Annotated in this window: 21 protein-coding genes and 1 pseudogene; 9 read left to right on the top strand and 13 right to left on the bottom strand. The window is 41.5% G+C overall.

Going from position 1 to position 21575, the window contains the following annotated elements; genetic code table 11:
- Positions 1-176: 176 nt before the first annotated feature.
- Positions 177-380 carry a type II toxin-antitoxin system HicB family antitoxin gene (locus IQ274_RS30785; protein ID WP_194144499.1) on the top strand — a complete coding sequence of 68 codons (204 nt, stop codon included), beginning with the start codon at positions 177-179 and terminating at the stop codon, positions 378-380.
- A gap of 53 nt (positions 381-433) precedes the next feature.
- Complete coding sequence (locus IQ274_RS30780; protein ID WP_228058469.1) at positions 434-586, top strand: type II toxin-antitoxin system HicA family toxin; 153 nt, start codon at positions 434-436, stop codon at positions 584-586.
- Positions 587-596: 10 nt separating this feature from the next.
- On the opposite strand, the gene IQ274_RS30775 is transcribed toward IQ274_RS30780, so the two are convergent.
- Positions 597-1064 (bottom strand): DUF29 domain-containing protein, encoded by a 468-nt coding sequence (locus IQ274_RS30775; protein ID WP_228058468.1) that lies wholly within the window; start codon positions 1062-1064, stop codon positions 597-599.
- A 181-nt stretch (positions 1065-1245) separates the two neighbouring features.
- Here IQ274_RS30775 and IQ274_RS30770 point away from each other — a divergent pair.
- Positions 1246-1485: pseudogene (locus tag IQ274_RS30770) on the top strand (hypothetical protein).
- A 199-nt stretch (positions 1486-1684) separates the two neighbouring features.
- Here IQ274_RS30770 and IQ274_RS30760 read toward each other — a convergent pair.
- The 3 genes from IQ274_RS30760 to IQ274_RS30750 form a co-directional block, all read right to left on the bottom strand.
- Positions 1685-2116, bottom strand: coding sequence for an NUDIX hydrolase (locus tag IQ274_RS30760; RefSeq protein WP_163938849.1), 432 nt, complete (start codon positions 2114-2116; stop codon positions 1685-1687).
- A gap of 8 nt (positions 2117-2124) precedes the next feature.
- Positions 2125-2577 (bottom strand): DUF3531 family protein, encoded by a 453-nt coding sequence (locus IQ274_RS30755; protein WP_069070833.1) that lies wholly within the window; start codon positions 2575-2577, stop codon positions 2125-2127.
- A gap of 81 nt (positions 2578-2658) precedes the next feature.
- Positions 2659-3615 carry a Sll0314/Alr1548 family TPR repeat-containing protein gene (locus tag IQ274_RS30750; RefSeq protein ID WP_194144497.1) on the bottom strand — a complete coding sequence of 319 codons (957 nt, stop codon included), beginning with the start codon at positions 3613-3615 and terminating at the stop codon, positions 2659-2661.
- 317 nt (positions 3616-3932) lie between these two features.
- On the opposite strand from IQ274_RS30750, the gene IQ274_RS30745 reads away from it, so the two are divergent.
- Together IQ274_RS30745 and rsmG are read left to right on the top strand one after the other, a co-directional pair.
- Positions 3933-4607: an ABC transporter ATP-binding protein gene (locus IQ274_RS30745; RefSeq protein ID WP_194144496.1), complete on the top strand. Its 675-nt coding sequence runs from the start codon at positions 3933-3935 to the stop codon at positions 4605-4607.
- 91 nt (positions 4608-4698) lie between these two features.
- Positions 4699-5433, top strand: coding sequence for a 16S rRNA (guanine(527)-N(7))-methyltransferase RsmG (rsmG, locus tag IQ274_RS30740; RefSeq protein ID WP_194144495.1), 735 nt, complete (start codon positions 4699-4701; stop codon positions 5431-5433).
- 101 nt (positions 5434-5534) lie between these two features.
- Here rsmG and IQ274_RS30735 read toward each other — a convergent pair whose 3' ends face one another.
- From IQ274_RS30735 to IQ274_RS30715, 5 genes are all read right to left on the bottom strand, one after another.
- Positions 5535-6314 (bottom strand): superoxide dismutase, encoded by a 780-nt coding sequence (locus tag IQ274_RS30735; protein ID WP_175587008.1) that lies wholly within the window; start codon positions 6312-6314, stop codon positions 5535-5537.
- A 110-nt stretch (positions 6315-6424) separates the two neighbouring features.
- A complete protein-coding gene (locus IQ274_RS30730) occupies positions 6425-7585 on the bottom strand; it encodes an ABC transporter ATP-binding protein (protein ID WP_194144494.1) in 1161 nt (386 codons plus the stop codon).
- Between the two features lie 51 nt (positions 7586-7636).
- Complete coding sequence (locus IQ274_RS30725) at positions 7637-7849, bottom strand: type II toxin-antitoxin system HicA family toxin (RefSeq protein ID WP_163939021.1); 213 nt, start codon at positions 7847-7849, stop codon at positions 7637-7639.
- The gene (locus IQ274_RS30720; protein ID WP_194144493.1) at positions 7849-8067 is read right to left on the bottom strand and encodes a type II toxin-antitoxin system HicB family antitoxin; all 219 of its coding nucleotides are present in this window, start codon (positions 8065-8067) and stop codon (positions 7849-7851) included. Before IQ274_RS30720 ends, IQ274_RS30725 begins: the two co-directional genes overlap by 1 nt.
- 25 nt (positions 8068-8092) lie before the next feature.
- Entirely contained in the window at positions 8093-8821 is a 729-nt protein-coding gene (locus tag IQ274_RS30715) for a GUN4 domain-containing protein (RefSeq protein WP_194144492.1), read from the bottom strand.
- Between the two features lie 274 nt (positions 8822-9095).
- Between IQ274_RS30715 and IQ274_RS30710 the strand changes: the two genes are divergently transcribed.
- Positions 9096-10517 carry an NADP-dependent isocitrate dehydrogenase gene (locus tag IQ274_RS30710; RefSeq protein WP_163939025.1) on the top strand — a complete coding sequence of 474 codons (1422 nt, stop codon included), beginning with the start codon at positions 9096-9098 and terminating at the stop codon, positions 10515-10517.
- A gap of 763 nt (positions 10518-11280) precedes the next feature.
- On the opposite strand, the gene mtnA is transcribed toward IQ274_RS30710, so the two are convergent.
- Complete coding sequence (gene mtnA / locus IQ274_RS30705) at positions 11281-12360, bottom strand: S-methyl-5-thioribose-1-phosphate isomerase (protein WP_194144491.1); 1080 nt, start codon at positions 12358-12360, stop codon at positions 11281-11283.
- Between the two features lie 660 nt (positions 12361-13020).
- Here mtnA and IQ274_RS30700 point away from each other — a divergent pair.
- From IQ274_RS30700 to IQ274_RS30690, 3 genes are all read left to right on the top strand, one after another.
- Entirely contained in the window at positions 13021-14028 is a 1008-nt protein-coding gene (locus IQ274_RS30700; protein ID WP_194144490.1) for a DUF2235 domain-containing protein, read from the top strand.
- 82 nt (positions 14029-14110) lie between these two features.
- Positions 14111-15739 (top strand): peroxidase family protein, encoded by a 1629-nt coding sequence (locus IQ274_RS30695; protein WP_194144489.1) that lies wholly within the window; start codon positions 14111-14113, stop codon positions 15737-15739.
- Positions 15729-17009, top strand: coding sequence for a catalase (locus IQ274_RS30690; RefSeq protein ID WP_228058467.1), 1281 nt, complete (start codon positions 15729-15731; stop codon positions 17007-17009). The genes IQ274_RS30695 and IQ274_RS30690 overlap by 11 nt, the downstream gene beginning before the upstream one ends.
- 96 nt (positions 17010-17105) lie before the next feature.
- Here IQ274_RS30690 and dxs read toward each other — a convergent pair whose 3' ends face one another.
- The 3 genes from dxs to IQ274_RS30675 form a co-directional block, all read right to left on the bottom strand.
- Positions 17106-19013: a 1-deoxy-D-xylulose-5-phosphate synthase gene (dxs, locus tag IQ274_RS30685; protein ID WP_194144488.1), complete on the bottom strand. Its 1908-nt coding sequence runs from the start codon at positions 19011-19013 to the stop codon at positions 17106-17108.
- A 670-nt stretch (positions 19014-19683) separates the two neighbouring features.
- On the bottom strand, positions 19684-20130 hold the full coding sequence (locus IQ274_RS30680) for a hypothetical protein (protein WP_163935213.1): 447 nt from the start codon (positions 20128-20130) through the stop codon (positions 19684-19686).
- A 240-nt stretch (positions 20131-20370) separates the two neighbouring features.
- Positions 20371-21333, bottom strand: coding sequence for an aldo/keto reductase (locus IQ274_RS30675; protein ID WP_194144487.1), 963 nt, complete (start codon positions 21331-21333; stop codon positions 20371-20373).
- Positions 21334-21575: the final 242 nt, after the last annotated feature.

Genomic DNA, 21575 nt, shown 5'->3' with positions numbered 1-21575 from the left:
ATCTACGATCGCAACTGTTGGGTGGGCATCTCTTGCCAAATGTTTCAGAATTTGTAGTTCTACATCCATTGCCCTGCTTAGTTTCCAGAGTTTTTTCTTTGAATCCTTTTATTCAGAATACCCGGAACGTGACAGAAGAGGGATAGCATATTCTCACAAACTAGCTCAACAAGTTTATGAAAATCAGAGCAATCATTCATCCAGCAGAAGAAGGCGGTTATTGGGCTGAAGTTCCCGCGCTTTCCGGTTGTATTACCGAAGGAGACACCATAAAAGAGGTGATGGCTAATTTAAAGGATGCTATTGAAGGTTGGCTTAAAGTCGCTAACAGTCGTAATGCAATTGAGTCAACAGATCAAGTTGTCGAAATTGCTGTATGAAATCGATTTTCGGCAAGCAACTTTGTAAGATTGGGGAGCAAAAAGGTTAGGTTTTGCAAAGTATTACTGGCAGTCATCATATTTATGAAAATCCAAAATTAGAAAAAATCCTGTCAATTCCTGTTCACCGCAATCAAGATTTGAAAGTTGGAACCTTGAAAGCTTTGATGAAAATAGCCCAGCTATCTGAAGAAGATTTACTTTAATTTCAAATTACTACTCTGATTCATCTACCAACTTGCTTGGTTCACCAGGGTAGAAATCATAGTCCATAATCTCTACCAAACTGTAAGGACACTCTACTGGAAAAGTCCGCTTGGGCAAATCTGTTTCTCCAACAGCTAATTCGACACCTTTAAGGTAGGCTTTGCGAAGTGCTTCTTCAAGGTAGGGTTTGAGGCTAGGATTGTCTTCGAGCAGTTCAGCAATATCTAAGCGTTGAATCCGAAGTGTTGCTAACCAGCCACGGCTACGGCGTTGAGACTGGTACTGCCATTTTAGTAAATGTCCAATCAACACACTCAGACGGTTTCGTAGTTCTTGACGTTGCTGTTTACCCAAAGATTGAATCTCCTCAATCAGATTTTGCAGATCAATCTGACTCCACTGCTCATTACGAAGTAAAGTTACTTGTTCTTGTGTCCAAGCGTAAAAATCAGTTTCGTAGAGGCTTGGTGAAAGCATTGGTATCTTTGGGTTTGTTTCAGGTACACCCATTAGGTTAGTTCAACCTCAACGTCTTTGCTTTTATTGTAGAACTGTCTCAAATACTAGTTCTGCTATTGAGAGCGATCGCACCCTAAAAACCCCAATAGACTACAAGCAGAGATAATTTATAGTATGACTTTCGTAATAATTAACAGCTATGACAGAGCTACTTGAACAAGCGATCGCCAAACTAAAAAACTTGCCTGCCAATGAACAAGATGCGTAGGCGTAGCCCGCCGCAGGCATCGCGGCGATGATTTTGGCAGAACTAGAAGATGAACGCCGTTGGGATGAAGCTTTTGCTTGCTCTCTAGATATGCTTGCCAAACTTGCAACCAAAGCAATGGCTGAATACCGTGCAGGTAAAACCCAAGAGTTAGATCCAGATAAATTGTGAAGTCACGTATAACCGCTCAGTTTCGTCAAGGGTTTGCTGATCTACCTAAGCAAGTTCAAGTATTGTTATTTGGTTTTGGCTCGGTTCACATACAGAGTATAACAAGTTGCTCTCTCATCTGTAGTGACACAGTGCGATCGCATACTCCATTTGGATCAAAAGATGAGCGCTTACCATGAAGTTAAAATTTACAAATGATTTATAAATATTCAAAAAATACTTCAGGTACTAATCGTAATTCACCAGATTCAAAGCGAGAGATATCTATCCATAACGCTCTATGTTTATGATGTTGTGATTCTGAAAAAACTAAACTTTCCAGTTGATAAAATTTTGAATCAGCAAAGTCACATTGATAAAGCTGAATGATTTCATGACCTTGCCTACCATTAAATGTAAACAGGTTCTCTATACAACCTAGATATTTAATATTTCTTAAGTCTGCCTGAATTTCCTCTTGAAACTCTCGTTCTAAGGCGGCATAGCTGGTTTCGCCAAAATCAACACCACCGCCTAAAGCCCGATAAAATGTTTCTTGCTTTACGGGATCATAGCCTTCAGAAACAAATATGCGATCGCCATCCCGAATTAGCCCCAAGGCTATTACCCGAATTTCGCCTGCTTTATTCATTTTTATAACTAATTATCATAAATAGATTGAGGACGACTTTCGCTATCCTCAATAGGCCAATCTGGATTTTCGCCACCGATGTACAATTCTTCAATGGTGACGTATTCCTGACTTAGTTGTGTGAGCGCGTTGATTAGAATATCCAGAGCGATCGCATCACTGGTTCCTAAGTCAAACCAACAACGCCCCCACTGTCCCTCATATTCAAACTCACCAATGTTGTGCATCAGTGCTAGCAAGCTTTTGTCATATCCTTGCTCATCATAATTCATGTAGCTGATATCGAGTCCAGTGTCCTGCACCTGAAGATTCTCTGCATTAAATGCGCCCAATTTACCCAGATAAAACCAGGAATTGAAAACTTCTTCTACATACTGTTTTTCACGCGCAGAAGGATTTGTACTGAATTTCAGCCAAATCCACATATCAAAAGGATTAATCTCGCGGAACTGAATCTCCATTTTGGTCTAATATCTCAATTACTGTTCTGCAAATAAGCATATCAAAGTAGGGCATGGGGAATGGGGAATTGGGAATTGGGGCTAAAGATTGTTAAGGCTAGCAGCATTTTTGCGTTCGCTCTCAATTTGTTTGACTAAATCGCTTGGGAGTTGGGATTTTTTAGTTAATGCTTTGTCAAAATTAGCGATCGCTTCCTGAATCATCTGCTGGCTTTTTTCTTTTTGCCCCAGTTCTTTCAGGATTTGGGCTTTGAGATAATAAATTTCTGGATTATCGGATGTGGTTTTGATAGCTCGATTGACATACTCTAGTGCTTGTGGATACCTTTTTAAATCCCGGTAAGCAAGAGCAATACCCCGATCAACGAGATACCCAGGAGCAGCATTTTTTTCTAAGCGTCCAATTGATTGATCGGGACTAGCAAAAGGCAAATTAACCGCCAACAATAAATCCATATAACCCTTGATTAAATTCAGTTCTGGATCGTTGGCAGAAATTGCTTCGGCTTTATCTAAATATTCATAAACTTGCCGCAGCCGACTAAAAGCCTGTGGTACACCGTTGACTGTACCCTCACGGGTAAGAATTACTGCACCTTCTAAAAAATGACCAACAGCAGTGTATAAATTACCACGTAATGGATCGTTGGGAATCAGTTTTTGTCCGGTTTCTAGAGTTTTTTTACTGTATCTGTCTAGTTTAGCCCAATCCTTATTTCCGTATGCCAAAGATGCCTTCATCGCATAAGCTAGAGGTTCATTTGGCTCTTTGGATATTGCTTGTTCCAGATAACGCTCTGCTGCTGGATAGTTACCCTGTTGGAACATCGCTTTAAAAGCTGCTTCTGTTTGGTCGCCAATTTGATGAGGTTCGCTATTGCGAAACGGATCGCCAGCCAGGGAGGGATTTACCCACAGATTAAGTGCGATTGCCGAAGGGGCAACGCCAAAGGCGAACGCAGCAGCAAAAGCAGTCTGAGCAAGGGTAGTGAGTCTGATAGGCACTACTAATCGAGGCGAAGAAAACCTTTTAGTCATTTTAACCCTCAGAATAATTGCGGTTGAAATAGTTGTATGTGTTACTTAGAATGCAAAAAATGATTAATTTTAACTTGCCTCTGCCTCAACCAAAATTTTCTTGTATAAAGATTGACTTTGGTAATTTTTTCATGTTTCCAGGCTCGTCATAGCCATTGTTCCAGGGTGAGTCTGCCACAATGGAGAAAAATTGGATGATTCTTGCTGCTAGATTAAGCTGTTAATCCAGGTAATGCATTATAAATTTTTCCAGAATTTTCCAGGTACTCTCAGTGTAGCTAATCAGTAATTTGCTGACTTTTTGGTAATCTTAACAAATGCTCTATCTCCGAAATGTAAATTATCACCCCACAGCGTGTCCAACAGCGATTCTTAAATCGATCAACTTGGAATTAGCACCCCAGCAGCTAGGTCTGATTATCGGCCCCAGTGGTTCGGGAAAAAGTACTTTACTAGAAATTTTGTCAGGACTAGCCGAACCCACAACTGGCGCACTCTTTTGGCGGGAACAAGAACTTATGGCCGAACAGCTACAACAATTAGCTGGGTTGGTATTTCAGTTTCCAGAACGGCACTTTTGTGGTGGTTCGATTTTAGAAGAATTGCGTTTAGGACATCCTGAGTTAGGGTCAGAACGAGTTAGACAGGCCCTAACTGAGGTGGGATTAGAACATTTATCGCTTTCTGCTGCTCCCCATGCTTTGAGTGGTGGTCAACAGAGGCGTTTAGCTTTAGCAGTGCAATTGATTCGCCAGCCAAATTTACTGTTATTGGATGAACCCACTGCTGGGTTAGATTGGTCAATGCGTCGACAACTGGTAAATTTATTAGCAAAGCTGAAACAAGATTGGACGCTATTGGTAGTAACACACGATGCAGGTGATATGTTAGCGATCGCAGATCGTTGCTGGACACTCAACCACGGCGAACTACAATCAGTAGACCCAAAGACACTAGAATCCAAAGTCAAAGAACCTCTACCATCGGTATGAAAGGGGATTGGGGATTGGGGACTGGGGACTGGAGAAAAAAGAATACCCAATGCCCTATCCCAAATGACAAATGACAAATGACAAATGACAAATGACTAACTTATTGCCTGAGATGGCAGAAATCTGGCAGCAAACTCTGAATTGGCAACCAACTGTCCAACAGCAAGGGCAATTCCAAAGGCTTTATGAGTTAATCCTAGAAGGTAATCGTCAACTAAATTTAACTCGCATTACTGACCCCCAAGAGTTTTGGGAAAAACATCTCTGGGATTCTCTACGAGGAATTCTACCCGTATTATCAGGAAATTTACCCCTGGCTTCTCCCACTATCATCGATATTGGTACAGGTGCAGGTTTTCCGGGTGTTCCAGTGGCAATTACAGTACCTAATTGCACAATGACTCTTCTTGATTCAACTCAGAAAAAAATTACTTTTCTCGACAATCTATTATCTGAACTTGCCCTTACTAATGCTAAAACTCTTGTTGGTAGGGCTGAGGAAATCGGTCAGCATTCTCAGCATCGAAAGGCTTATGATATTGCACTGATCCGTGCTGTAGGGGCAGTTTCTGTTTGTGCAGAATATACCCTACCACTGCTCAAACAGGGAGGTTTAGCCATAATTTATCGCGGTAATTGGACAAAGGATGAAACAACAGCTTTGCAGAATGCTGTGAAGCTGTTGGGTGGCGTTATTGAATCAATCGAACAATTTACAACACCCTTGAGTCACAGCATCCGGCACTGTGTGTATTTGCGTAAGGTAGCCACCACACCAGTTCAGTTTCCCCGTTCTATTGGTGTACCTACTCAAAAGCCTCTTTGACTAATTCGTAATTCGTAATTCGTAATTAGAAAGAGTGCAAGTTTCCACTGGTTGTAATTATGAATTACTTTGACAGGAGTGGAATATCAATATCCCAATGTTTATGCAAGTTTACTGGCTGCTGCAAAACGCTTGTTAATCTCATCCCAATTAACCACATTCCACCAAGCATCTAAATAATCGGCGCGGCGATTCTGATAATTGAGATAATATGCGTGTTCCCATACGTCATTACCTAAAATGGGATATTTACCTGCACTTAAGGGACTATCTTGGTTAGCTGTAGTTGTCACTTCTAACTTGCCACCTTTATTACGCACTAGCCAAACCCAACCACTACCAAAACGACTAGCACCAGCTTCGTTAAACTGTTTTTTGAAAGCTGCAAAAGAGCCAAAACTTTGATTAATTGCGGAGGCTATATTTCCTGTTGGCTCTCCCCCACCTTTTGGCTTCATAATTTCCCAGAACATTGAGTGGTTCACATGACCACCGCCATTATTGCGTACTGTTCTGCGAATATCCTGTGGTACACTGTCAAGTTTTTGCAACAGTTCTTCAACAGTTTTGCCTTTGAGTTCTGGGTGTTTAGCTAATGCTGCATTCAAGTTTTTTACATAAGTTGCGTGGTGTTTATCATGGTGAAACTGCATCGTTTTAGCATCAATGTGTGGTTCAAGTGCTTCGTAGGCGTAAGCTAAAGGCGGTAGTTGGATAGCACCTGTTTTATCTGATGTTTTATTTAGTGTTGTATTTGGTGTTGTTTCAGGAGTTGCAGTATTTCCATTTGGAGATTTCTCTGCCGATGCACAAGCATCTAATGTAAAAGCACCCGCGCCTGCTGTAAGTAAAAACAAGAAATTGCGTCGATTAATAGCCATATAACTTTTTGCAGCTAATCAATTAAGTCTCTATTGCAGTTTTTATTTTCTTAGATTTTGGCTACAAAAAATTGGGAATTGTGAGTATTTCTGGCAGTTTAAGAAACTATTTATAAAATTCTGTCACCAGTTTTGGGATCAAATACAAACAAGTGATTTAAATCAAGTTGTAGAGAAAGGCGATCGCCTGGACGCGGACGCACATCCGCGCCTACCTGAATATTCAACACCACCGCCGAACCAGGTAAACCAGCACGAATCAAAGTTTCCCTTCCCAAAGGTTCCACCACCTTAACTTCCACAATCAGCTGACCCTCATTTCCTTCTTCGCGCTCTTGGCGACTTGGTGAATCAGCGCTGTAGGCGGGTTTCCCGCCGTAGGCGACTGTGAACCCGGAGGGCGGTTCGTTAATAAAAATATGCTCTGGACGAATCCCCAAATCATAACTGTGTCCTTGACGCAACTGTAATTTTTCTTTTACAACTGCTGGAATCGTTAATAACTGCCCACTCACATCAAAACCGTTATTGTGATAGATTGCAGGCAAAATATTCATTGGCGGACTGCCTAAAAAACTTGCCACCATTTGATTAGCAGGACTTGCATAAATAGTTTGGGGATCACCGATTTGTTGAATTCGCCCACGATTTAGCACGACTATTTTATCAGCCAAAGTCATTGCTTCAACTTGATCGTGGGTGACGTAAATTGTGGTAATTCCTAATTCTTGATGTAACTGTTTTAATTCTGCCCTTGTATCGTCGCGTAATTGGGCATCTAAATTAGATAAAGGTTCATCAAGTAAAAAAACTTGGGGTTCACGAGCGATCGCTCTCCCTAATGCTACCCGTTGTTGCTGTCCCCCAGAAAGTTGTTTGGGCTTACGATCCAGCAAATGATCCAGAGAAAGCGATCGCGCCACATTCATCACCCTTTCTTGAATGATTTTCCGGTCAACCTTCCGCATTTGCAAGCCAAAGCCGATGTTTTCTGCCACACTCATGTGAGGATAGAGAGCATAGTTTTGGAACACCATCGCTACATCTCTTTGTCTGGCTGGGATATTATTCACCAAGCGATCGCCAATAAAGAGTTTGCCTGATGTAGCGGTTTCTAAACCTGCGATCGTTCGCAAAATTGTAGATTTACCACAACCCGATGGCCCAACTAAAACCCAAAACTCGCCATCAGGAATTTCAAAGGTAATATCCTCGATCGCGGTGACATTATTAAATCTACGTTTAATATCTTCTAGACGAACATTTGCCATTATCTGATTTGATATTTTCTGTTTGGGATTGGTAGAAAACTCCCAACTCTATTATTCCAGCAAACCTATAAATTCCCTTGTAAGTTCAATATCGCGTAGTAATCCTTTGCCTATTGTTTTACCAGCATGAACAGGAATAGTTACTAACCGCCCATCTTCATGTTGCATTTGTACATGAGAGCCTTTTTGACGCACCGCCTGAAATCCTATTTTCTCAAGGGCGTTAATAACTGTTTTACCTGTTAAAACTGGTAGTTTTGGCATTAAATTACTACCTTCTGAATACCTATAAATTCTGGTATTTTTTCATCACTTGTTGTTTCTAAACAAAGGTCAATTACTTCTTTCATGTTAGCCATCAACTCATCAATTGTTTCTCCTTGACTGTAACAGGCTTGTAGCTGAGGTACTTCTCCGACATAGTAGCCATCTTCATCCCGTTCAATGGTGACGTAGAATTCTCGGTTGGTGCGATTGATCATAATCTATTTGTCCGTAGACTCAAAATCATTTTTCTGGATTCTTCGACCAAGCAGGGTGAGAGAGTAAAGAAGCAAAGACTCTTACCCCCCGCAGCTGATTAGAGAGGGGTAAGTGACCTCTAGGCGCACTCAAATCCCAGGTAAAGCTGTTAGGGTATCGCGTCCAATTATTACCTTCTTTCCAGCCAATTTTCGGCCAGAAATTCTCCCAATTTTTACCTAAACTCAACCAGATTTCTCGCTGCACTGAAAAACCAAATTTACCCTCAGAGTGGACTAACCAGAGGTTGTTAATGGTTTGTAAGTCAACAGCCGAGGTATTTTCTACCTCAGTAAAGTACAACCATTTTCGTTGTACAGCCGTTGGCCCTGATAGTTCACACATTTTTTCGATGGTGACGCGATCGGCTGCTTGAAAGTCTTGAGCAGCAAGTAGCTGTTGCAAAGAATTGTAGTTAATCCCGCACTCTGATTTTAGAGGTACAATTCCTTCAGGAAAACAGGAGCGCAAAAATTCTTTGGCTTGAGGTGTATCAGAGCTATAGAGGACTTGGTAAGCTTTGCCATCAATCCAAGTCGCTGGGTTCTCACGTCGTTTCAGTAAAAATTCCATCAACACGTCTAATCCCTCATTACCCAACTCAGCTAACTGTGGGATTATCTGTTGTTGGACTTTTTCAGACCCGGCGATTAATGGTTGTCGGAGAGAGTCGATGTCATTTGCAGGGCCTGATAAAATCATTGGGTCTGTCATGCCATTCTCGTTTTAACGGTCAGTGAAAGAGCGGTAAGCTATCGGGCTTCACCTTGGAAAAGTATTGATAGCGAAAAGTAGTTTACTATTTTTAATCGTACAAAATTGCGATCGCTTCACTGAATCCCACACTTAATCCCCAAATAATGTACAAGGGGAATAGGGGGAAAATCTTTGCCTTATGGCTTGGTAAACAAAAGACATAGCAAAATATACAAGCCTGCCACATAAGGATTTTTTGACTAGCAGCGTATCAATTAGGAGTGTGTGAACGATGTACGAAAAGATTACCCCCCCCGCAGCCGGAGCAAAGATCACCTTCAAAAATGGTGAACCAATCGTACCGGACAATCCAATTATCCCCTTTATTCGTGGCGATGGTACAGGTATCGACATCTGGCCTGCTACCCAGAAAGTTCTTGATGCTGCGGTAGCCAAAGCATATAAGGGTCAGCGTCAAATTAGCTGGTTCAAGGTTTACGCTGGTGACGAAGCTTGCGATTTATACGGTACTTACCAGTATTTACCTCAAGACACTCTCACAGCAATTGAAGAGTATGGTGTAGCTATTAAAGGGCCTTTGACTACTCCCATTGGGGGAGGAATTCGTTCTTTAAATGTGGCACTAAGGCAAATTTTTGACTTGTATGCCTGTGTGCGTCCTTGCCGTTACTATGCAGGTACGCCCTCTCCCCACAAAAATCCCGAAAAGCTGGATGTAATTGTTTATCGGGAAAATACAGAAGATATTTATTTAGGCATTGAGTGGCGACAAGGTAGCGAAATCGGCGATCGCTTAATTAAGATTCTTAACGAAGAACTAATCCCCGCCACACCAGAACACGGGAAAAAACGCATTCCTCTTGATTCTGGTATTGGCATCAAACCCATCAGCAAAACTGGTTCCCAGCGCCTAGTCAGACGTGCCATCAAACACGCTTTGCTATTGCCCAAAAACAAGCAACAGGTGACTTTGGTGCATAAGGGCAACATCATGAAGTACACCGAAGGCGCTTTCCGCGATTGGGGTTATGAACTAGCAACTAGTGAATTCCGTCAAGAAACTGTCACTGAACAAGAATCTTGGATTTTGAGTAACAAGGAAAAAAATCCGAATATTTCCTTGGAAGAAAACGCCCGCCAGATTGAGCCTGGGTTTGATAATCTTACCCCAGACAAGAAAGCGCAAGTTGTCAAGGAAGTTGAAACTGTTCTTAACACCATTTGGGCAACCCACGGCGATGGCAAATGGAAAGAGAAAGTTTTGGTGAATGACCGGATTGCTGACAGTATTTTTCAACAAATCCAAACCAGACCGGATGAGTATTCGATTTTGGCAACGATGAACTTGAACGGCGATTACTTGTCTGATGCCGCCGCAGCCATTGTTGGGGGATTGGGAATGGGACCAGGGGCAAATATTGGTGATTCTAGTGCGATATTTGAAGCTACCCACGGCACTGCACCCAAACACGCCGGCTTAGATCGGATTAATCCGGGTTCAGTGATTTTGTCTGGTGTGATGATGCTGGAATTTATGGGTTGGCAAGAAGCCGCAGACCTAATTAAGAAAGGTTTAAGCGATGCAATCGCAAATAGTCAAGTGACTTACGATTTAGCCCGGTTGCTAGAACCACCAGTTGAACCCTTAAAATGTTCTGAATTTGCCGACGCAATTATTCAGCATTTTGGTTAATTCTATTAGGGTTAATTAGTCACAAGTCGAATTACCCCACCCTAACTCTCCCCTTTACAAGGGGAGGGAACTGGATTTTTTGTTTCCCCCCTTTACAAGCTACGGTGTACACACAAGTCTTATAAAGTTGTCTAACAGTGTTTCGATCTCCCCTAACCCCCCTTAAAAAGGGGGGAAATTTCTTCAAGTCCCCTTTTTAAGGGGGATTTAGGGGGATCAGATGATTTGTGTGTACACCGTAGCCTTTACAAGGGGAGATTAAGGGGGGTGATTTGACTTAACACCGAAATCAGAAAGCGAACTGGGGTTTGAGTAAGTCAAATGGCATTTTGAGAAAGCAAAAGCTGATTTTACTTGCGGAAAACACCAAAATGAGAAAGCAAACTGGGGTTTGAGAAAGCAAAAGCTGATTTTACTTGCGGAAAACACCAAAATGAGAAAGTAAACTGGGGTTTGAGAAAGTCAAAGCTGATTTTACTTGCGGAAAATACCAAAATGAGAAAGCAAACTGGGGTTTGAGAAAGTCAAAGCTGATTTTGAGAAAGTAATTGCGGATTTTGCTGACTGAATTTAGTCCAAATATGAAGTTTAGATAAAATTATTGAAAAAATTGCTGATAAATTTTGATCCGTCAGATTTAAAACTAGTCAAAAAACAAAGTCCCCGGCTTTTCTAAAAAGTCGGAGATTTTTTTGGGGCAATCCCCTATAAAGTTTCCGTTATTCGGATTTAGAGTTATCGAGAACTCGGCGCAAGTTCTCCATTAATTCGGATTTAAGCCAATCGGTAATTGCTTTAGCTGTAATTTCACCAATTCCCCAGGTGCGATCGCTCCATTCTCTGTAATGATGGCTGTAATCAACTCAGCCGGAGTCACATCAAAAGCTGGGTTGTAAAAATCGACACCTTCAGGTGTGAGAATAGTATCCCCGACTTGATATATTTCTGTTGGATCGCGTTCTTCAATGGGAATTTTGCTGCCATCGGCCAATTCAAAATCAACGGTGGAAAGGGGTGCAGCCACAAAGAAGGGGATATTATGTGCCTTAGCTGCGATCGCAACACTATATGTACCAATTTTATTAGCAGTGTCGCCATTAGCAGCAATGCGATCGGCACCCACAACTACAGCATGAATCAAACCCTGTTTCATACAATGGGCTGCCATATTATCAGTAATTAATGTCACTGGAATACCTTCTTGCACACATTCCCAAGTGGTGAGTTTTGCGCCTTGTAAGCGAGGACGGGTTTCGTCGGCAAATAAACGCTCTAAACGTCCTTCCCTCCAAGCGGAACGCACGACACCTAAAGCTGTACCATAACCAGCCGTAGCTAGCGCCCCAGCGTTGCAGTGAGTAAGTAACGTCAGCCTTTCGGGGCTAGCGGGCAAAACTGCCAAACCATTGTCGCCGATCGCTTGGCAGGTTTGCAAATCTTCAACGTTGATTGCTTGGGCTGTTTGGAAAAGGGTTTGCTTAATGTCTTCAACAGTTCCCAAGGTTTCCTTGGCAACTTTCATCATCCGGCTGATTGCCCAAAATAAATTTACCGCCGTCGGACGAGTAGAACGCAACAACTGAGCAACTTTATCTAAGTTTTGCAAAAATTCGGTGCGATCGCTAGTTTCAATTTCCCTTGCGCCAAGATACATTCCATAAGCCGCAGCCACACCAATTGCAGGCGCACCCCGGACAATCATAGTCTTAATCGCCCGCGCCATATCTTCACTACGGTGGATTTCCACAAATGTATATTCGTTGGGTAAGCGCGTTTGGTCAATTAGTGACACCGATTCATTGTGCCAAATAACGGGATAAACGTGGTTTGTAGAAAGTGTCATAGAAAAACGTAGTTAGTGGATAAGTAAGTCGGCGCTAATATTTCAAGCTATGTTAAGAAATTTAACTGTAGGGTGTGTTGTCGCGCAGCGCAACGCATCGTCAAGAATTTAAGATGGCATAACACGACGCTAGTTTGCTCAAGTCGGGAGACCCGCAATACGGTTCGGTTAAAGGGTAAAGGGGAAAGGGACTCATGTTTTGAATACATCCTTTCCCCTTTACCCAGACCACAAGGAAAGTGAAAAATGCTTATCCGAACCGTATTGGAGAGACCCGCCCACGCAACTGTCTCCCCTACAGACAATTTATATTTATTCATATACATTGAATTTTCTCGCCGAATTACTTAAGCAATATTTTTTACTTTAATGCACCTTGATGATTTCATTTTAAAAACTAAAATTCAATTATTAAATATTTTTAGTTTTTTGATGATTTTGCTGCATAGATAATTACTTAATATTTATTTAATTAATTTCTTCCTTAACTGTCTTAACTGTCCTTGCATTCTCATTATAAAAGTGAGAGTATATTTCGCTAAAGCATTTAAAAAACTAAATATATAGTTAATATCAAAAATGCTTTTGCCCTAACTTTATGCAAAAGTCACATTTTAATAAAAAGTTGATCTAATTCCTCAAAGGATTTGAAATAAAACTATGAAACGTCTTGTTATTTGCTGTGATGGAACCTGGCAACAATTAACAAGTGCTTACCCTAGCAATGTGGTTAAGTTAGCTCAATCGGTAAAACCGATGGCTAGTGACGGGGTTGCACAAATCGTATTTTATGACGAGGGGGTTGGAGCCGAGGGTCAAAAGGTTTTAGGGGGAGCTACCGGACTAGGAATCGATAGAAATATAGAAGATGGCTACCGATTTCTGAGCCTCAACTATGTTCCTGGTGACGAAATCTATCTGTTCGGTTTCAGTCGTGGTGCTTACACAGTTAGAAGTCTAGCGGGGATGATCTATTGCTCCGGTCTTCTAGACCGTCCCCATGTCACCAAAGCCCATGAAGCTTATGAGCTTTACCGTAAACGAGGTGTTAAACCAAAAGATCAGGAAGCTGTGGAATACCGTCAAGCTTACGGCGATCGCGTTCCTATCTCCTTGCTAGGTTGTTTTGACACCGTTGGGGCCCTTGGTATTCCTGGGATACCCGCTTTCAGCAAGTTGAACGAGCAACTGAATAAGCGTTACAGATTCCATGACACTACTTTAAACAAATGTGTTCAGAATGCCTTGCACGCGGTGGCGATAGACGAAATTCGTGAAGTCTTTGATGTCACGCCCATGAAAAAGCATCCTGATGCTGAAAATCAAAGAGTGATTCAAAAGTGGTTCCCTGGTGGACACGGCTGCGTTGGTGGTGGAACTGAAGAACATAGTGGGTTATCAGATGCTGCCTTACAGTGGATGATTGATTCCATTGGTGAGATGCAATTGGGGCTTGACTTCGATACAAGTGTGATTCCTACAGGTATTAACCCCAATTATGAATGTAACTTTAAAAACGACGCTGGATTCTTTAAATTAGCAGGAATCAAGTTTCGTGAGGTCAGCGATGTCATTGAAGACCTTCATGAAAGCACAATTAACCGTTTGAAAAATCGCAAAGACTATCGACCTAAAAATCTACAAAAGATTATTTCCAAGCTGAAATAAGTCGAATTAATTTGAGTAATCAAAGTAGATAAATTTAGACTGCATCGAATACAGAATTGGAAAACAGAAGGAAGAAATAATTATGGCTGGAAAAAGAGATACATCCAAAGACGGGTTAGGTAACAAACTTCAAACATTAGTTTTAACAAACTTTAAGCCGATTTGGAAACTTCTCCAAAGTAACAAATCTATTGCACGTAAAGTTAATAAAACTCTGCTTAACAGTCTCATCTATAAAATTCCAACTCGTCCTAATCCCTACAGCATGATGACTCTGGATGAGCATATTCCTGATACTAATATTCCTAAGAAAACTGATACTTATACTTCCTGGGAATCTCTCAACGATCGCACTTATACAGGAAGGCATCTACCACCCGATCCCAAGTTAAACGCTGAGGGTAATCTACCCAAAGTTGAAGACTTAGCTATTTTATTCCGTAAAAGAGACGGTAAAACTATTTATTCTGGCAAATCAACTATGCTGTTTCCCTATTGGGTGCAGTGGTTTACAGATAGCTTTCTTCGCCTTAATCACTACAATAAACTAAAAAATACTTCCAACCATGAAATTGATTTGTGTAATGTTTATGGTTTAACCAGAAAACAAACACATCTTTTAAGAAGTTTTCAAGGAGGTAAATTAAAGACTCAGAAACTCAAACGCCAAGATGGTGTAGAAGAAGAATATCCTTTATTCTATTATGCCGATCCAGCACAGGATAAGGTTAAACCTGAATTTGAGGGACTTTATGAACCCATTAATGATGAAAAAAGACAGCACGTAGACAAAAAACAATATATGTTTGCGATGGGAGTAGAACGAGCAAACGTACAAATTGGCTATGTAATGCTCAACACTCTATGTCTCCGCGAACATAATCGTCTTTGTGATGAATTAGCACGCAATTATCCAGATTGGGATGATGAACGCCTCTTCCAAACATCGAGAAATATTCTCATGGCGATGATTCTAAAAATCATTATGGAAGAGTACATTAACCATATAACTCCTTATCACTTTAAGTTGTTTGCCGATCCAGAAGCTTTTACAAAGGAAAGTTGGCATCGTCCCAACTATATGGCAATTGAGTTTGACTTTGTTTATCGCTGGCATAGTGCGATTCCAGAAACATTTAACTATAACGGTAAACCAACTCATATTGCTGCATCTCTTTGGAACAATAAGATGTTTATTGACCAAGGTTTAGGGGCATTGATGGAAGAAACTTGCTCTCAACCAGGTACAAAAATTGGTTTATTTAATACCCCTGATATATTGGTGGAATTAACCGAGTTACCCTCAATCAGACTGGGACGACAACTGCAATTGGCAAGCTACAACGATTATCGGGAATTGTGTGGTTTCCCCAGAGTGACCAGATTTGAGCAAGTTACTGGCAATGAATTTGCTCAACAAAAACTCAAAGAATTATATGGTCATGTTGATAAGATTGAGTTCTTTGTGGGGCTTTATGCCGAAGATGGGCGCGAGAATTCAACTATCCCTGCTTTAGTAGCACGCTTAATTGGGATTGATGCCTTCTCTCAGGCGCTAACCAATCCTTTACTATCACCCAATATCTTCAACAAAGAAACTTTTTCTCCTGTAGGTTGGGAAATTCTTCAAAATACCAAGACTGTATCAGATTTAGTGAATCGCAACGTTCCTCCATCAGGTAAGAAGTACAAAGTTACTTTTGACCTTTAAAGAGATTGTAAGATTCTACATCAGCTTTGAGTGCGATCGCTTTCGCAAATTAGCGATCGCAAAATTATCAAATCTACCTGTAAAAAAAATGAAGCTTTTTACTGAATATCCCGAAAAAGACGAACTCAAATATTGCGATCTCATGAGTGAGTTAGTCAAAAAGAACATGGAAAACCTTTACGGAGGTAAGAAGAAAAAAACTGCAAAGAGAGATACACATTCTAAAACCCACGCCGCTGTTCAAGGAACTCTAGAAATCTTTGACTTTGATGAAGCAGCAATTAAGCAGGAATTGAGCAAACGCACCTCATTATCTGAAGCGGAACTTTCTGCCATTTCCCTCAAACAAGGTTTATTTGCCACACCAAAACAATATCCAGTTTGGTTACGATTTGCCAATGGTGCGTTTTCAGTCAAGAATGACTATGAAGGAGATACGCGCTCCATGGCCGTAAAAGTGATCGGCGTAGAAGGAGAACGACTATCGCAAAGTCACGAGTTAAAAACTCAAGATATTATTACCCACAATACCGAATTCTTCTTTGTTAGAACCATCAAAGACTTCCACAGCTTTTTTTTGACGGTTTATCGAGCAGGTCTGTTTCCGCTTTTTAAGCTGTTGGTGCTTTTTTGGCTAAAGTTGCATCCCTACGAATCCACTCTTTTACAAACTAGTTTCAAACGTTTTCCCAAGAGTTTACTTAAAGAACGCTATTGGAGTGCTTCAGCGTTTTCTGTAGGACTCAAATCTGGTTTTGACCCATCCCAACCAGGTCGAGTTCCTGTGGAATATCCAGCTGTAATTAAATATGGATTTACTCCGGTTTCCAGTCAAATACCTCATCAACAACTTCCTGTTGAGTCGAGATCAGAAAGTGAGCTAAGAAAAGCCAAAGCATCAGGTTCAGAGGACAACTACTACCGAGAGGATATCATTCAAGCTTTAGCAAAGCCTGATGCTGAGTACTATTGGGACTTTCAAATCCAATTTCAAACCAGCCCAGAGATGTCTATTGATGATACAACCATTGTTTGGAATGAAGAAGAATCACCCTTCTTTACAGTTGGCCGCCTAACAATTAAGCATCAAAAGGTTAATTCTCCCCAAGAAAATGATTTTGGAGAAAATCTCAGTTTTTCTCCTGGGAATGGTCTAGCAGTGCATCGTCCTGTCGGTGCGATTAATCGGTTACGTAGCATTGTTTATCCTATTGTTGCTAATGACCGTCATCAAAAACGAGGGGTTAAATACCAGGAACCAACTGTCTGAGCTACATACTTTATGTTTTGTCATTTCCTAAATTTTATCTAGCGATCGCCCACACTTGTGACTCAGGTGTGGGCGATTTATTTTACAAAGAATTAACTAAACAACAGCAGATACTTGCTGCTTAAAGAAAGCTTGCAAAACTCTTTCTGCTATTTGATGACTAGTTAAACCTAGTTCTGTTTTAGATTCATTGGGTTCAGCATGATCTACTAACACATCTGGTACACCGAATCGCTTGACGGGAACTAGAATATCTGCATCCATTAAAGCTTCAGCGATCGCAGAACCAAAGCCACCCATCACACACCCTTCTTCTAAGGTGATGACGCGGCCGATTTTCTTAGCTAAAGGCAAAATCAACTCGGTATCCAAAGGCTTAACGAAACGCGCATTGATCACAGTTGCCTCAATCCCATGTTCGCTGAGAATTTCGGCAGCTTGCATCCCTGGATAAACCATTGTGCCATAAGCAACGATTAACACGTCATCGCCAGTGCGGAGAATTTCGCCTTTGCCGATTTCCAAAGGTTCCCAACCTTCCTCCATCAGGGGAACGCCGTAGCCATTGCCACGAGGGTAGCGCATAGCGATGGGGCCACTGGTATGTTCAACACCAGTTACTACCATGCGTTGCAGTTCTGCTTCATCTTTGGGTGCCATGATGACGATGTTGGGGATACAACGCAGATAAGCGATGTCATACATACCTTGGTGGGTGGGGCCATCAGATCCAACAATTCCTGCCCTATCTAAGCAGAAGAATACTGGCAGATTTTGGATGCAGACATCGTGAATTATCTGGTCATAAGCGCGTTGTAGGAAGGTAGAATAAATGGCAGCTACGGGGCGCATTCCTTGAGTTGCAAGTCCTGCTGCTAGGGTGATTGCGTGTTGTTCAGCAATGCCAACATCAACATATTGATTGGGCAGTTTGGCTTGAAGTTTATCTAAGCCTGTTCCCGTTGCCATAGCCGCAGTAATCCCAACGATTTTGGGGTTTTGTTCGGCAAGTTTTACTAGAGTGTGAGAAAAGACTTTGGCATAAGCTGGGGGTTTGGGTTTATTAGAAGGAATAGCTTTGCCAGTTGCAACGTTAAAGGGGCTTTGGGCGTGGTAGCCAACTTGATCTAGTTCAGCAATTTCATAGCCTTTGCCTTTCACTGTTGCCACATGTACTAAAACAGGGCCTTGTATCTGATGTGCCTGTTGGAAGGTGGCAATCAATTCTTCGAGATTATGCCCATCTACTGGCCCAATGTAGGTAAAGCCAAGTTCTTCAAACACTGCCCCTACCTTGGGAACAGCCAAACGTTTCATACCTTCTTTGATGCGTCCTAGTTCGGGAGACAGAGATTCACCCACGAAGGGAATTTGCTTAAATTGTTCCTCAAGATTATCTTTAATAAATTGCACCGGTTGGCTGAGGCGCATTTTGTTGAGATAGCGGGGAATCGCGCCGACGTTGCGAGATATAGACATGTCGTTGTCGTTGAGAACAACCAACAGGTTAGTTTTCGGCATGTGTCCCGCATGGTTGATAGCTTCTAATGCCATACCTCCAGTCAGTGCCCCATCCCCAATAACAGCGACGGCTTTAAATTTTTCGCCTTTCAAGTCTCGCGCTAAAGCCATGCCTAATGCTGCTGAAATACTTGTAGAAGCATGTCCAGCCCCAAAGTGATCAAATTTGTTTTCGCAGAGTTTGAGATAACCTGCAACTCCGTCCTTTTGTCTGAGGGTGTGGAAGCGATCGTAACGTCCTGTAAGCAGTTTGTGGGGATAAGCTTGGTGTCCTACATCCCAAATCACTTTATCCCGATCTAAATCCAGTGTCTGGTAAAGTCCTAGTGTTAATTCTACAACACCCAATCCTGGCCCCAAGTGTCCACCATTAACTGCTACGGTTTGGAGATGCTTATCTCGAATCTGACGGGCAATCTGTTGCAGTTGGCGAACAGATAAACCGTGCAACTGATTAGGATGGGTGATTTCGCTCAAGTGCATATTATAGTGTTTTCCTCTCTAATTTCACTTTTTCAGTATTTTGATTTTCCCACGGTAGGGTTGTCCACATAATCACACTCTTACATTGTTACTAAGTTGTAGCGGAAAGTATAACTTCGTAATTAATAATGGTGGAAAATTTGTTAACCATTAACAAATTGTCAAAATTAGGTTGCAATTACATAAAGCCGTAGCACATTTGTCAATAAGTAATGCCACTTAAATAGACTATATGGTTTGTATAGAAAGTCAAGCTTTCAAAAGTGTATTGCGGAAATTCCTTAAATCGTTCGCTTGCTTTTGCCTTTTTAAGGGATTAAAAAAGAAAGTTAAATATCTTGTTTTCCAGATATACGATCAGTCTAATTGCTAGCAAACATTTAACAATTATTTTTTTCTTGTTCAGTAATATAGGAATCTGTTGGCATAGCCATACTTACTTGCGTGGTGCGCGAAGCGCAGTGCGATAGGCAGGCAAGAGGCAATAGGTAAAAAAGGCTTTTTAAGTTATACGGACGGAGTTTTTTCAAAAATCAAATATAAGTTCTATAGCAGCTAATTTTATCTGCGATCGCTAGTTTATCTAGGTGAAATAATCTTTGTAAACAAAAAAAAAGATCCCCGACTTCTCAAAGAAGTCGGGGATCTAAGCATTTATCAAATAGGATTACTATTTGCCAAAAGCATCCTTGATATTATCAACAGTGCGCTCAACAACATTCTTTGTGTTGTCTACTGCTTCTTTAGTCCGAGATGCATCTTCGTTTGCTCTTTTCTGAATTGTAGCCGCATCTCTTTTTGCTTTGCGTTCAGCAAAACTACCACCGTCTGTTGCTTGGTCAACTTTATTGGCATTACTCTTGGCAGCATCCTTAACTTTATCTGCCGTATCGTCGATGAAATTTTTAGCTCGTCCAGCATCTTTACTGGTTTTTTCTTGAACTTTATCGCCTGCGTCTTTTGATGCGATCAAGGTTCCAGCAGGATCAGCCATTGCTGAAGTGTTTGAGAAAAATGCACCTTGCCAAACGAAAGCGATCGCTAACATACAAAACAGTGTGGTAGCCATCCAGCGTTTTACGGTGGAAAGCTGTTTTGTAAAATAATTCGATTTCATACAATACAATCTCATGTGATTTAGTATACTAAATCTACTTTATTTAGCTGATTCACCATATCGATCCCTAGATAGAAGTTCTTACATCATTAGTTATGAAAAGAATTCACTATTTTGATAGATTGAATTTTGAATAAAGATTTTTTTGCTGCTAATCAAACACAGATTTTAGATATGGGCGATCGCGCTTGGGCAAAAGTTTGCGATCGCAATTACAGTCTAAAAAGTTTTAAAAAAGCATCACGCTGACATCAATTGCTGGAGGCGCTGTGGTTCCTCTCCTAGCCAATCTGGGTTTTGGGCAGTGCTATCAAAGATTGATGAAGTTTTGAAAGGCTCAAACTCGCCACGCGCTCCTGCTTCTGCTGTTTTTGCTAAGAGCGATTGCACTTGCTCGTCGTTCATTGGCTGGAAAGTCCGCACTGCTTCAAAAGCTTGCTCTAGAATCTCCATACTGTCAATTCCGGTAATCACAACCGATGTGGGCAGATTCAAAGCATAGTGTAAACACTCAATTGGCGTTACAGTATTTGACCGTAGAAGAATACCGTTTGCCATGCTTTTCATTCCCAGAATGCCGATGTTTTGTTTTACCAGTTCAGGCACAACCAGCTTCGCAAAGCTCCGATAGTGGGCATCCATTACATTGAGCGGCATTTGCACTGTATCAAATTTAAACCCGTAAGTGGCTGCAACTTCCAATGTATGCAGATGAACGTATGGATCTTTGTGTCCAGTGAAACCAATGTATCGGAGTTTGCCAGTTGCTTTTGCCTCAATTAAGGCAGCATTTGCCCCTTCTTCGTCAAAAATTCGATTTGGGTCTTCGTACCGAAGGATTTCGTGGTGCTGCACGAGATCGATGCAATCAACTTGCAGGCGTTGGAGTGATTCGTCTAGCTGCTGTGCTGCTGCTTTTTTTGAGCGTCCATCGATTTTCGTCATCAGGAAAACTTTATCGCGGTAGCGATCGCGCAGCGCTTTTCCCATACGAATCTCGCTGATTCCACCGTTGTAATCCCAACTGTTATCCATAAAGGTGATGCCGCGATCAATCGCTGTTCTCACTATTCGGATACCCAGTTGTTCATCAACGTGTTTCAAGCCGATGTGCCAACCACCCAATCCAATCGCAGAAACTTTCTCTCCTGTACTGCCGAGAACTCGACATAACATTTCTGAATTTGGCATAGTTCCTGACATGTGTTCTCCAAGTGTTTCAGCTGTTACTTAAGTAGATATAACTGTGTGCCAATTCAAACGCAAGGGAAAATTGACAATATCTTGCTGAAGATACACTTTTTGACGAGATTAGGAAAACATTCAAGAAGCCAAAATATCGATGGCAATTTGGGAGGTGTGAGGTAAATAGATTTTAGATTTTGGATTTTGGATTGACTCTACTGATAAACTGATATTTAAAAATCGGCAATCAATTTAACGTT

The sequence above is a fragment of the Nostoc sp. LEGE 12447 genome, assembly GCF_015206985.1.
Classification (GTDB): domain Bacteria; phylum Cyanobacteriota; class Cyanobacteriia; order Cyanobacteriales; family Nostocaceae; genus Nostoc.
The sequence above is the reverse complement of the archived record's forward strand: the minus strand, read 5'-3'. Positions and strand labels throughout refer to the sequence as shown.